We start from the raw sequence: 11,738 nt of genomic DNA on the forward strand, positions 1-11,738 counted from the left end.
TCATCGGGGGCCTTATGCTTAACATTGTCTTGTTTGAACCAGAAATTCCGCCGAATACCGGCAATATCATCCGCCTTTGCGCCAATACGGGCTTTCAGCTTCATTTGATTCAGCCGCTCGGCTTTGCCTGGGATGACAAGCGCTTACGTCGCGCCGGGCTGGATTATCACGAATTTACCGCCATCAAATTCCATGCTGAATATCAGGCGTTTATCGCCACTGAGTCGCCTGAGCGTCTGTTTGCACTGACGACCAAAGGGACGCCTGCACACAGCGCCGTCGCCTATCAGGCGGGCGATTATCTGCTGTTTGGGCCGGAGAGCCGCGGATTGCCTGCCGAGATCCTGGCCGCGTTACCGGCGCAGCAAAAAATCCGCATCCCGATGAGAGCAGAAAGCCGGAGTATGAATTTGTCGAATGCTGTATCGGTTGTGGTTTATGAAGCGTGGCGCCAGCTTGATTACGCGGGCGCGCTGATCAAAGACTAGATGCCGTCGCCAAACTGAAAACCGGCCAGGCTGCCATTGAAGTGCTGATCCATATCCATCGACGGCTTCTCACTGCCTGGCTTACCGACGATACGCGCGGGAACGCCTGCGGCAGTGGTGTGCGGCGGCACGGGCTGTAACACCACGGAACCGGCACCGATTTTTGCTCCCTTGCCGACTTCAATATTGCCAAGGACTTTCGCGCCGGCACCAATCATCACCCCTTCACGGATTTTCGGATGACGGTCTCCACTGGTTTTGCCGGTACCGCCCAGCGTCACCGATTGCAGAATCGAAACATCATTTTCCACCACGGCGGTTTCACCAATCACTATGCCTGTGGCATGGTCGAGCATAATGCCGTGGCCAATATGGGCGGCGGGGTGAATATCGACGGCAAAGGAGACAGAGATTTCGTTCTGCAGGTAAACCGCCAGTGCGCGTCGGCCTTCATTCCACAGCCAGTGGCCAATGCGGTAGGCCTGTAAGGCGTGAAAACCTTTAAGGTAGAGCAGCGGCGTAGAGTATTTATCCACTGCCGGGTCGCGCTGACGCACAGCCTGAATATCGTAAGCCGCTGACATAATCATCGACGGATCTTCACGATAGGCTTCTTCAACGATTTCACGAATGGCGATGGCGGGCATAATCGGGTTAGCCAGCTTGTTGGCCAGCATATAACTCAGTGCGCTACCTAGATTTTCATGTTTTAGCAATGTCGCGTGGAAGAAGCTGGCAAGCATCGGCTCACAATCAGCCAGGGCACGCGCTTCTGCTTTGATATTGTTCCAGACCAGTTCTAACTCATCAGACGACATTGCTGCTTTCTCCCGATAAAAAAAGCGCCTGAATGGGCGCTGCAGGTAATGATGCTACGCGTCCTGCGTTAGCCAGTGCTGTTTTCGTCCTTCCTTGTGCGTCCCAGCAAGCTCAATGCTGCATCTCTCGCCGGTTTTTCGCAATACAGCACCTGATAAATCTGCTCGGTAATCGGCATTTCCACACCCAGCCGCGCAGCCAATGCCTTGACTTCTTTGGTGTTTCTATAGCCTTCTACAACTTGTCCGATAATGCGTTGTGCGCTATCTACATCCTCGCCCTGGCCCAGCATCATGCCAAAACGGCGGTTACGCGACTGATTATCAGTACAGGTCAGTACCAGATCGCCCAGACCGGCCATGCCCATAAACGTCGTGGGATCGGCACCCAGCGCTGCACCTAACCGGCTCATTTCAGTCAGACCGCGGGTGATCAGTGCGGTACGCGCATTCGCGCCAAAACCTATTCCGTCGGAGATTCCGGCTCCGATAGCAATCACGTTTTTTACTGCGCCGCCGAGCTGTACGCCAATAAAGTCAGGGTTGTTATAAACACGGAAGCTCTTACCGCAGTGCAGTTTCTGCTGCAGGTCGTCTGCAAACTGCGCATCCGTTGCGGCCAGCGCGATGGCGGTCGGTAATCCGGCTGCCAGTTCTTTCGCAAAAGTGGGTCCGGAGATGACGGCCAGCGGAATAGTATCGCCGACAATTTCACGCGCCACATCCTGCAGCAGACGACCCGTCTCTTTTTCCAGCCCTTTAGTCGCCCAGACAATGCGTGAGTCTGGTCGCAGATGAGGCTTGATCTGCTGCAGCACATCGCCAAAGACATGACTCGGCACCACGATCAATAAGTCGCGGCTGGCAGCAATAGCTTTGGTCAGATCAGATTCAAGGGAAAGATTGTCGGGAAACGGCACATCGGGCAGGAAAGCGGTGTTACAGCGGTCATTCTGAAGTTGAGCCAGATGCGTCGGGTTATGTCCCCACAACAGCACCGGATGGCCGTTACGGGCCAGCGTAATCGCCAAAGCGGTGCCGTAAGAACCGGCACCGATGACGCTAATCGAAGCGTGAGTTTCCATCAGGCATCCTGATGTGGTTCAGCACCTTCTTCACCTTGCTGCTGCTGCAGATAGTTCATGAACAGCGCATCAAAGTTAACCGGTGCCAGGTTCAGCTGCGGGAAGGTACCACGGGATACCAGGCTGGTAATGCATTCGCGAGCGTACGGGAACAGAATGTTCGGGCAGTATGCACCCAGGCAATGTGCCATCTGCGTTCCTTCGATACCGCTGATGGTGAAGATACCGGCCTGCTGAACTTCACACAGGAAAGCCGTCTCTTCGCCCACAGTCGCGGTTACAGTCACACGAAGTACCACTTCGTAAACTTCGTCAGCCAGCTGAGAAGATGCAGTGTCCAGATCCAGTTTAACGTCCGGTTCCCACTCTTTCTGGAAAACCTGCGGGGCATTAGGCGCTTCAAAAGAGATGTCTTTGGTGAAGACGCGCTGAATCTGGAATTGCATTTCGTTCGAGTTATGTTCTGACATGTGACCAAATCCTATGTATGAGATTGTCCGGCGTAAAATTACGCCTGCAGTAAGGGATCTAAACCTTCGCGATTATCGAGTGCGAATAAGTCATCGCAGCCGCCAATGTGCTGCGCATCAATAAAAATCTGAGGCACGGTGGTACGGCCGCTACGCTTGATCATCTCTTCGCGTTTCGCCATGTCCCCATCAATAGGGATCTCCTGAAACGATACGCCTTTTTGCGTTAACAGCGCCTTCGCCCGATGGCAGTAAGGACAGGTGGCCTTGGTATACATTTCAACATTTGCCATGATCAACACCTCTGTATGATTATTTACCGCGGACTAATGGCAGATTTTCACCACTCCAGCCACTGATACCATCTTTCAGCACTGAAACCTGCTCAAAGCCTGCAGCGCTAAGGTGCGCAGCAGAATCACCCGCGCTTTGTCCGGTTGCACATACCACAATTATGGGCTGTGCTTTGTGCTTTGCCAGTTCGTCGATGTTGCCTTTTTTAATCTCAGCGGCTGCCACATTTACAGCGCCTGAAATATGCCCTCTGCGGAAATCGTCGCGCGAACGCACGTCTACCACTACCGCGTCCTCTTTGTTAATCAGGCGGGTTGCTTCACCGCGGCTGATCGTTTTTACCTTAGAGAACATTCCTTTAACGGTAGTCACAATCACCAGAACGAGTAAAACGACCCATGCCAGACTCAGGATGGGGTGATTGCTTGCAAACTGCATAATTTCTTGCATGAGGGGTAACGACTCCAGACCGGGCTAATAAGCTAAAACAAGGGTTCTGAGTATACCTGCGCCACTTCGCATGTACAGATGCTATGCGGCCAGAGTATCGATTTGTGCGCCATTTTCCAAAAAAAGTGGCTGAATAGCAAAAATGGCGTAAGGCTTAATGTATGTCATTGCGAAAGTAGACATAACTGGAAAAGCAAATGCCAGTGGGGAGCACTGGTAAGCGGCGGTTCATCGTGGAATAATCATTGGCCTATGAAGGGAAAAACAACCGTTTCGCACACAAGGACCCGTCGCAACGGCGATAACCTGCCGTTGTTCATACACCTGTCCAGCCTCTCCCTTAGCCTGCTTTGTGCGGGGGCACTGTTATTGCCTGCCGCAGCCCAAAGTGCAGAAGACAGCAAATCTCAGCTGCAGTCCATTCAGCAAAACATTGCTGAGAAAGAGAAAAGCGTCAAAGCGCAGAAGGTGCAACGCAGCAAATTACTGGATCAGCTGCAAAGCCAGGAAAAAATCATCGCGCAGGCAAGCCGTCAGCTGCGTGACACCCGCAATAGCCTCAGCGCCCTGAATAGTGAGATCAAACAGCTCACCACCTCCATCGCCCGTCTTGAAAAACAGCAAACTCAACAGGAAAGCCTGTTATCCGAGCAGCTTGATGCGGCGTTTCGTCAGGGTAAGCACAACGGAGTACAGCTTTTGATGGGCGGTGAAGAGAGCCAGCGCAGTGAGCGTATTCTGGCCTATTTTGGTTATATGAATGCTGCCCGCCAGAAAAGCATTGAATCGCTGCAAAAGACGCGTCAGGACTTAAATCAGCAACGCGTCACACTTGAGCAAAAGCAACAGCAGCAGAAAGACTTACTGGCACAGCAGCAGGGCCAGCAGCAGAAGCTGCAACAGGCGAGCGAAGCACGTAAAAAAACCCTGACGTCGCTGGAAAGCGCGCTGGAAAAAGATCAGGCCGATCTGGTCGAGATGCGCCAGAATGAAAGCCGTCTGCAGGATAAAATCGCCCGGGCGGAACGTGAGGCGCGCGAGCGTGCAGCCCGCGAAGCGCGTGAGGCTGAAAAAGTGCGTCAGCGTCAGGCGCAGGCGAAAGCCAAAGGCTCCAGCTATCAGCCGACCCAGAGCGAACGCGAACTGGTGGCGCGTACTGGTGGGCTCGGTCGTGCGGGCGGTCAGGCGTTGTGGCCGGTTCGCGGACGCATTGAACATCGCTTTGGTGAACAACTACAGGGTGAACTTCGCTGGAAAGGCCTGGTAATTGATGCGCGGGAAGGTACCGAGGTGAAAGCTATCGCCGATGGCCGTGTGCTGATGGCCGACTGGTTACAGGGCTACGGTCTGGTGGTGGTGCTGGAACACGGTAAAGGTGATATGAGTCTGTATGGCTACAACCAAAGTGCGCTGGTGAGCGTGGGTACGCAGGTGAAGGCAGGACAGCCTATTGCACTGGTGGGCACCAGTGGTGGCCGCGGTACCCCATCGCTCTATTTTGAAATCCGACGTCAGGGACAGGCCGTCAATCCACTCCCGTGGTTAGGAAAATAAGTTTTGCTGCAACGTCGAAAACTCCCCGTTCTGATGAGCGCCCTGCTGTTCTGCTCCGCTGCGCAGGCGGGCAAACTGTCCATTGTCATTGATGATGTTGGCTATCGCCCTGCAGAAGAGAACAAGGTCCTGCAGATGCCCCAGGCTATTTCAGTAGCGGTATTACCCAACGCACCCCATGCCCGTGAAATGGCAATTAAAGCGCATCAGGGGGGTCACGAAGTGTTGATCCATCTGCCCATGGCGCCGCTGAGCAAACAGCCGCTGGAAAAAGATACCTTAACGCCGGAGATGAGCAGCGAAGAGGTCGCCCGCATCATGCGCAATGCGGTTAACAACGTGCCTTATGCCGTGGGTCTGAACAATCATATGGGCAGCAGGATGACCTCAAGCCTGCCCGGTATGCAGAAGGTGATGCAGGCGCTGAACCACTATAATCTCTACTTTCTTGATAGCATGACCATCGCCAATAGTCAGGCTATTCCTGCCGCTCAGGGTACCCAGGTCAAAGTGTTAAAACGCCGGGTCTTCCTTGATGACAGCCAGGATATCAACGCCATCCGCCAGCAGTTCAGTCGGGCGGTAAAGCTGGCGCAGCGCGATGGGTACGCCATAGCCATTGGGCATCCTCACCCTAACACCGTACGGGTGCTGCAGCAGATGTTACCCACGCTGCCAGCCGACATTACGCTGGTTCGCCCCAGCGAGCTATTGAACGAATCTCTTCACAACAACGCACGGACGCCTGTGGCACCGACAAAACCGGTGACGCCACGCTTCCGGCCTGCCGACATATGTAAACCGAAGCAGCCGCTGACGCCGGTTCCGGCGACCAGAGCCTTGACGGTCATTGCCGAAAGTGTGAATAACAGTCCGCTGTTTAAGACGCTGAAAAATCTGTTCTGAATTTGCCATGAATGCTAAGTGCTGAGCTTAGCGTTCATTTATGCACAGAAATTACTATAATCCTGGGTCGGGCAATAACGGGCTTTGCGGGAACAGTGTAGGGATGACGATTAATAAACAAAAAATCCTGCTGCTGGACAACGGCAGAGAGTGGGGCGGCGGCACCAACAGCATGCTGGAGCTGTTGAAACGTATCGATCGTCAAAAGTTCGATATTACCTGCTGCTTCTATCACAACTACAGCCGTGGCAACGACGAAACCATCGAAGCCACGCTGAATGCGCTGGCTATTCCGGTCTTTTTTATTCCGCAAATCAGGCAACCACGCTGGGCCAAATTTATAAAAGAAGCCGCACGGGCGCTGCTGTTTTTCAATAAAAAACTCAGGAAACGCACCATTGATAAAGTTGATACACACTGGCGCATTATGCCTAATGCCATCAAAATCAATTCATTGCTGCAACTGGGGAAATTTGACACGCTCTACATGAATAACCAGCCCAGCACCAATGTGGAAGGTTATCTGGCGGCGCGCAGCCTGCCGGTCGCGGTGGTTCAGCACTGCCGTATCGATCCGGTTCTGGAACCGCGGCTGGTTAACATGGTTAATCAGGATTGTCAGGCGGTCATTGCCGTGTCACAGGGTGTTAGTGACACCTTACGCCGCCATGGCGTGGAAGCGGAGCGCTGTTTTACCGTCAGTAATGCTATCGATATCCACCAGCCTCTGCCCAGCCGTCTTGACGTACGCCAGCGTTTTAAACTCTCTCCGTCGACCTTTGTGTTTGGCACGATCGGCTCCCTGATATTACGTAAATCTAATCACCACATTCTGCAGGCTCTGGGCCGTTTTAAACGCGCCAACCCCGATGCAGACTGGCGAATGATGATTGTCGGAGCGGGCCCGGAGCTTCAGCATCTGTTGCAACTGGCTACCGCAGAGAACATCCAGCATCACGTGGTCTTTACGGGCTTCCAGAACAATGCGATGGATTACCTTACAGCCTTTGATACCTTTATTCTTGCCTCACGCAGTGAAGGCTTGCCACGGGTTGTACTGGAGGCGATGCTGGTAAATACCACCATCGTGGGCTCCCGCGTAGTCGGCACTGCCGAGTTGATCAGTCATGATGAAACCGGGTTGCTGTTTGATTATGGCAACGTGGTGCAACTGACACAGCATCTGACTGCGCTGTGGCAGGATGCGGAGTTACGTCAGCGCCTGACCAATGCGGCAGCGAAACGCGTACGTGAACAGTACGCTATTGAAACCTATATCAGCGGCGTCGAGAATATTTTGCAAAGCGTCGCCAAAAAGAAACCTCATGCTTAATTTTTTGAATCCCCGTTACCGTCATATCAGAGCGCGCCATAACCTGCCTTATTCGAATAGAGCGGTTCAGGGCACTGTGCCGGTCACGTCTGTCGTGATTCCCTGCACTGGCGCGGACTATATTGAAGAAGCCCTGCTCAGTGCTGATTTTGCGGCGCGCTTTGCGACAGAAGCAGAAGAGATTGTGATAGTCAGCGATCAGCCCACTCACGCCTTTGGCAGCCTGCCCGTAAAAACCCGCGTGGCAACGCTGGATGTCCCACACCGGGAAGAGAGCTACCGTTACAAACAGATCTATCGCAGCCGTTTAATCAAATTGCAGGCGCCCCTGCAGGCAAAAGGCGACGGCATTCTGATGATCGATTCCGACCTCAATCTGCTTAAGATGCCTGAAATCATGATGGGTCCAGGCCATCTTTACTCCAGTTTTCGTCAGGGGAAAATGATTGCCAAGCTGGAGGGAGCGCCGGATGAAGCGATTCCCGCCTATTATCCGCACAGTATCAGGCCCTATCTGACAGACCACGTTAACGGCGCTTACCTGGCTGCTACGCGAGAAGTCTGGCAGCGTATTTCACCGCTGTGGCTGACGCTGTTTAATGATACCTGGAATTTAATGAACGACAGCCAGCCGCCTACCGATCAGCTCCCGCTGGCGGTGTTACTGGACATGCTGGATATTAAAACCGTCAATCTGGGGGAATGGGCTAACTGGCCAGTCTCGAAGAAAATTGGCGGACAGTCGGCGGTGATCCCACCTGAAGTGGTTGGCGCTCACGGCGGATTCCCGTTGTCGGAATGGCAAAAATACCTGACCGATCCGCAACAGCCGCTGAACTTTAAAGGCCAGGACTATACGCGTAAAGTCCGCTACCTGACCGATGAAGAGAAAAAGCAAGGCTAATCAGGCGGCCGCCCCGGCGGCCGTTGTTTTAATTCCAGTTCAGTATCACCTTTCCCGAACGTCCTGAACGCATCTCATCAAAGCCCTGCTGGAAATCGTCAATGCCAAAACGATGGGTGATTACAGGCGTTAAATCGAGGCCGGACTGGATCAGTGCTGCCATCTTGTACCAGGTTTCAAACATTTCGCGGCCATAAATTCCCTTGATAAAAAGCCCTTTGAAGATCACCTGATTCCAGTCGATCGCCATCTCCCCCGGCGGAATGCCCAGCAATGCAATCCGCCCGCCGTGGTTCATCACCTCCAGCAGGCTACGAAACGCAGGCGGTGCACCGGACATTTCGAGCCCGACATCAAACCCTTCCGTCATACCCAGCGAATGCATCACATCCCGCAAGTTCTCATTCGCCACATTGACCGCACGCGTGACACCCATTTTTCGCGCCAGCTCCAGGCGGTACTCATTGATGTCCGTGATCACAACGTTACGTGCGCCGACATGGCGACAGACCGCTGCAGCCATAATGCCAATTGGGCCTGCGCCGGAGATCAGCACATCCTCGCCGACCAGATCAAACGACAGTGCGGTATGTACGGCGTTGCCGAAGGGGTCGAAGATTGCCGCCAGCTCATCAGAAATATTGTCGGGTATTTTGAACGCATTGAAGGCCGGAATGACCAGATATTCCGCGAAGCACCCCTGGCGGTTAACGCCCACGCCCATCGTATTCCGGCATAGATGCGTGCGTCCAGCGCGGCAGTTGCGGCAGTGCCCACAGGTGATATGCCCCTCACCTGAGACCCGATCGCCAATCGTAAAGCCTTTCACTTCCTGTCCTATCGCAACCACCTCACCCACATATTCATGACCGACAATCATCGGTACCGGGATGGTTTTGCGTGACCAGTCATCCCAGTTATAGATATGGACATCGGTGCCGCAGATGGCGGTTTTACGAATTTTAATCAGCAGATCATTATGACCGGGCTCAGGAACCGGCGCATCGGTCACCATCCAGATGCCCTCTTCCTTCTTCAGTTTGGCGAGTGCTTTCATGACGGACTCCTCAGGCGATGACGCCCAGTTGTTTGCCGATGCGGGTAAAGGCCGCCACCGCACGCTCCAGTTGTTGCTGGGTGTGCGCCGCAGAGATTTGGGTGCGAATGCGTGCCTGACCTTTTGGTACCACAGGATAGAAGAAACCGGTCACGTAGATACCTTCCTGCTGCAGCAGATGGGCAAACTGCTGGGCGACGCTGGCTTCTCCCAGCATCACCGGAATAATGGCGTGGTCGGCACCGGCCAGCGTAAAGCCCGCGGCCGTCATCTGCTCCCGGAAGTAACGGGCGTTATCCCACAGACGCTGACGCAGCCCATCGCCTTCGCTGAGCAGATCCAGCACCCGCAGCGAGGCAGCTACAATAGCCGGGGCAAGTGAGTTGGAGAACAGATAAGGACGGGAGCGCTGACGCAGCCACTCCACTACTTCAGCTTTTGCTGCAGTGTAGCCTCCGGACGCGCCGCCCAGCGCTTTACCCAGCGTGCCGGTAATGATGTCGACCCGACCCATGACGTCGCAATATTCATGGGTTCCGCGTCCGGCATTCCCGACAAAGCCCACCGCATGGGAGTCATCCACCATCACCAGCGCGGAGAACTCATCTGCCAGATCGCAGATGGCGGGCAAATTCGCAATCACCCCATCCATAGAGAAGACGCCATCAGTTGCGATCAAAATATGACGGGCACCTTTATCGCGCGCTTCCTGCAGACAGGCGCGCAACTGCACCATGTCATTATTGGCATAGCGATATCGCTGCGCTTTGCACAGCCGGACGCCATCAATAATGGAGGCGTGATTCAACGCGTCGGAAATTATTGCATCCTGGGCATCAAGCAGGGTTTCAAACAGGCCACCGTTGGCATCGAAACAGGAGGAGTAAAGAATGGCATCCTCCATGCCCAGAAAATCTGCCAGCCGCTTTTCCAGCTGCTTATGACTATCCTGGGTGCCGCAGATAAAGCGCACCGACGCCATGCCAAAACCATGCGAATCCATCCCCGCTTTCGCCGCCTGAATCAGCGCCGGATGGTTCGCCAGACCTAAATAGTTATTGGCGCAGAAGTTAATCACGGCCGGATCGCTGCCCACTGCGATCTCCGTCTGCTGGGCAGAGGTGATGATCCGCTCCTGTTTAAACAGTCCTTCCTGACGTGCATCATCAAGTTGCTGACGAAGTTGTTGATAAAATTGCGCAGGCATCATTGCTCTCCTCAGATGGCAAAAATCTGGCATATCTTACTGAACAGGCCGCTTCTTCACGATAAATCGCCCAACAGAATGTCATTTTTGCAGCATAGTTCACGCCGCGCGGATGTACACACAAAGCGTTACAGAGTCATCTGGCTGTCTGCACCCTGATGAAATGTTATGATGTGAGGTATTCGTGTGTGAAACCTCCTGTTTCACCCCACAACGTTGAAGGTAACAACATGATTATCGTAACTGGCGGCGCAGGAATGATTGGCAGCAACATCGTCAAAGCGCTGAACGATCGCGGTCACACCGACATTCTGGTGGTGGATAATCTGAAGGATGGCACCAAGTTTGCCAATTTAGTCGACCTGGATATCGTCGATTACATGGACAAAGAAGAGTTCCTGATGAGCGTAATGGCGGGCGATGATTTAGGCCCGATCGAAGCGGTATTCCATCAGGGTGCCTGCTCCTCCACCACTGAGTGGGATGGCAAGTACATGATGGAAAACAACTATCAGTACTCCAAAGAGTTGCTTCACTTCTGTCTTGAGCGCGAGATCCCGTTCCTCTACGCCTCTTCTGCTGCGACCTACGGCGGACGCAACGAGAATTTCATTGAAGAGCGCCAGTATGAGCAGCCACTGAATGTCTATGGCTACTCCAAAATGCTGTTCGACCACTATGTCCGCCAGATGCTGCCGGAAGCGAATTCGCCGGTGTGCGGCTTCCGCTATTTCAACGTCTACGGACCGCGTGAAGGCCATAAAGGCAGCATGGCAAGTGTGGCTTTCCATCTGAACACGCAGATCAGCAACGATGAAAATCCAAAACTGTTTGAAGGCAGTGACGGCTTTAAACGTGACTTCATTCACGTTGATGATGTGGCGGAAGTGAACCTGTGGTGCTGGGAAAATGGCGTCTCCGGAATTTACAACTGTGGCACAGGCCGCGCCGAATCCTTCCAGGAAGTGGCTGATGCGGTCCTGAAATTCCATCAGAAAGGCCAGATTGAGTACATTCCGTTCCCGGAAAAACTCAAAGGACGTTATCAGGCTTATACCCAGGCCGATCTCACTAAGCTACGCGCCGCGGGTTACGACAAGCCATTTAAAACAGTGGCCCAGGGCGTTGCTGACTATATGGTCTGGCTGAACCGCAACGCATAAAGGAAGCTG

Annotated in this window: 13 protein-coding genes; 6 read left to right on the forward strand and 7 right to left on the reverse strand. The window is 53.7% G+C overall.

The window, feature by feature from the left end; translation table 11 throughout:
* Window positions 1–14 precede the first annotated feature (14 nt).
* Window positions 15–488, forward strand: coding sequence for a tRNA (uridine(34)/cytosine(34)/5-carboxymethylaminomethyluridine(34)-2'-O)-methyltransferase TrmL (gene trmL / locus Q7C21_RS20235; protein ID WP_154926968.1), 474 nt, complete (start codon window positions 15–17; stop codon window positions 486–488).
* Here trmL and cysE read toward each other — a convergent pair.
* From cysE to Q7C21_RS20260, 5 genes are all read right to left on the reverse strand, one after another.
* Window positions 485–1,306 carry a serine O-acetyltransferase gene (cysE, locus tag Q7C21_RS20240; RefSeq protein ID WP_003851279.1) on the reverse strand — a complete coding sequence of 274 codons (822 nt, stop codon included), beginning with the start codon at window positions 1,304–1,306 and terminating at the stop codon, window positions 485–487. The two genes, trmL and cysE, sit on opposite strands and share 4 nt — an antisense overlap.
* A 68-nt stretch (window positions 1,307–1,374) precedes the next feature.
* Window positions 1,375–2,391: an NAD(P)H-dependent glycerol-3-phosphate dehydrogenase gene (gene gpsA / locus Q7C21_RS20245; protein ID WP_003851280.1), complete on the reverse strand. Its 1,017-nt coding sequence runs from the start codon at window positions 2,389–2,391 to the stop codon at window positions 1,375–1,377.
* The gene (gene secB, locus Q7C21_RS20250) at window positions 2,391–2,861 is read right to left on the reverse strand and encodes a protein-export chaperone SecB (protein ID WP_003851281.1); all 471 of its coding nucleotides are present in this window, start codon (window positions 2,859–2,861) and stop codon (window positions 2,391–2,393) included. Before secB ends, gpsA begins: the two co-directional genes overlap by 1 nt.
* Before the next feature lie 38 nt (window positions 2,862–2,899).
* The gene (gene grxC / locus Q7C21_RS20255) at window positions 2,900–3,154 is read right to left on the reverse strand and encodes a glutaredoxin 3 (protein ID WP_008926942.1); all 255 of its coding nucleotides are present in this window, start codon (window positions 3,152–3,154) and stop codon (window positions 2,900–2,902) included.
* A gap of 19 nt (window positions 3,155–3,173) precedes the next feature.
* On the reverse strand, window positions 3,174–3,605 hold the full coding sequence (locus Q7C21_RS20260) for a rhodanese-like domain-containing protein (protein WP_003851285.1): 432 nt from the start codon (window positions 3,603–3,605) through the stop codon (window positions 3,174–3,176).
* Between the two features lie 252 nt (window positions 3,606–3,857).
* On the opposite strand from Q7C21_RS20260, the gene envC reads away from it, so the two are divergent.
* The 4 genes from envC (at window position 3,858) to Q7C21_RS20280 (ending at window position 8,302) form a co-directional block, all read left to right on the forward strand.
* Window positions 3,858–5,159 carry a murein hydrolase activator EnvC gene (gene envC / locus Q7C21_RS20265; protein WP_003851287.1) on the forward strand — a complete coding sequence of 434 codons (1,302 nt, stop codon included), beginning with the start codon at window positions 3,858–3,860 and terminating at the stop codon, window positions 5,157–5,159.
* Between the two features lie 3 nt (window positions 5,160–5,162).
* Window positions 5,163–6,065, forward strand: a complete 903-nt coding sequence (locus Q7C21_RS20270; protein ID WP_008926944.1) for a divergent polysaccharide deacetylase family protein — start codon at window positions 5,163–5,165, stop codon at window positions 6,063–6,065.
* A gap of 103 nt (window positions 6,066–6,168) precedes the next feature.
* On the forward strand, window positions 6,169–7,398 hold the full coding sequence (locus Q7C21_RS20275; RefSeq protein ID WP_154926967.1) for a glycosyltransferase: 1,230 nt from the start codon (window positions 6,169–6,171) through the stop codon (window positions 7,396–7,398).
* Window positions 7,391–8,302, forward strand: coding sequence for a hypothetical protein (locus tag Q7C21_RS20280; protein WP_105100105.1), 912 nt, complete (start codon window positions 7,391–7,393; stop codon window positions 8,300–8,302). The genes Q7C21_RS20275 and Q7C21_RS20280 overlap by 8 nt, the downstream gene beginning before the upstream one ends.
* Window positions 8,303–8,330: 28 nt before the next feature.
* On the opposite strand, the gene tdh is transcribed toward Q7C21_RS20280, so the two are convergent.
* Together tdh and Q7C21_RS20290 are read right to left on the reverse strand one after the other, a co-directional pair.
* Entirely contained in the window at window positions 8,331–9,359 is a 1,029-nt protein-coding gene (gene tdh / locus Q7C21_RS20285; protein WP_008926947.1) for an L-threonine 3-dehydrogenase, read from the reverse strand.
* Between the two features lie 10 nt (window positions 9,360–9,369).
* Entirely contained in the window at window positions 9,370–10,566 is a 1,197-nt protein-coding gene (locus tag Q7C21_RS20290; protein WP_008926948.1) for a glycine C-acetyltransferase, read from the reverse strand.
* Window positions 10,567–10,796: 230 nt separating this feature from the next.
* Here Q7C21_RS20290 and rfaD point away from each other — a divergent pair, with 230 nt between their 5' ends.
* On the forward strand, window positions 10,797–11,729 hold the full coding sequence (gene rfaD, locus Q7C21_RS20295; RefSeq protein WP_010258257.1) for an ADP-glyceromanno-heptose 6-epimerase: 933 nt from the start codon (window positions 10,797–10,799) through the stop codon (window positions 11,727–11,729).
* The last annotated feature ends 9 nt before the right edge of the window (window positions 11,730–11,738 follow it).

The sequence above is a fragment of the Pantoea sp. ANP04 genome (assembly GCF_041982285.1).
In the GTDB taxonomy this organism is placed as follows: Bacteria; Pseudomonadota; Gammaproteobacteria; order Enterobacterales; family Enterobacteriaceae; genus Pantoea; species Pantoea eucalypti.

What these genes read in the sequence shown, in the direction of transcription:
- gpsA (WP_003851280.1), bottom strand. Translation starts at nt 2,391, where the DNA reads ATGGAAACTCACGCTTCGATTAGCGTCATCGGTGCCGGTTCTTACGGC.
- Q7C21_RS20280 (WP_105100105.1), top strand. Translation starts at nt 7,391, where the DNA reads ATGCTTAATTTTTTGAATCCCCGTTACCGTCATATCAGAGCGCGCCAT.
- rfaD (WP_010258257.1), top strand. Translation starts at nt 10,797, where the DNA reads ATGATTATCGTAACTGGCGGCGCAGGAATGATTGGCAGCAACATCGTC.
- Q7C21_RS20260 (WP_003851285.1), bottom strand. Translation starts at nt 3,605, where the DNA reads ATGCAAGAAATTATGCAGTTTGCAAGCAATCACCCCATCCTGAGTCTG.
- cysE (WP_003851279.1), bottom strand. Translation starts at nt 1,306, where the DNA reads ATGTCGTCTGATGAGTTAGAACTGGTCTGGAACAATATCAAAGCAGAA.
- secB (WP_003851281.1), bottom strand. Translation starts at nt 2,861, where the DNA reads ATGTCAGAACATAACTCGAACGAAATGCAATTCCAGATTCAGCGCGTC.
- Q7C21_RS20290 (WP_008926948.1), bottom strand. Translation starts at nt 10,566, where the DNA reads ATGCCTGCGCAATTTTATCAACAACTTCGTCAGCAACTTGATGATGCA.
- Q7C21_RS20275 (WP_154926967.1), top strand. Translation starts at nt 6,169, where the DNA reads ATGACGATTAATAAACAAAAAATCCTGCTGCTGGACAACGGCAGAGAG.
- trmL (WP_154926968.1), top strand. Translation starts at nt 15, where the DNA reads ATGCTTAACATTGTCTTGTTTGAACCAGAAATTCCGCCGAATACCGGC.
- tdh (WP_008926947.1), bottom strand. Translation starts at nt 9,359, where the DNA reads ATGAAAGCACTCGCCAAACTGAAGAAGGAAGAGGGCATCTGGATGGTG.
- envC (WP_003851287.1), top strand. Translation starts at nt 3,858, where the DNA reads ATGAAGGGAAAAACAACCGTTTCGCACACAAGGACCCGTCGCAACGGC.
- grxC (WP_008926942.1), bottom strand. Translation starts at nt 3,154, where the DNA reads ATGGCAAATGTTGAAATGTATACCAAGGCCACCTGTCCTTACTGCCAT.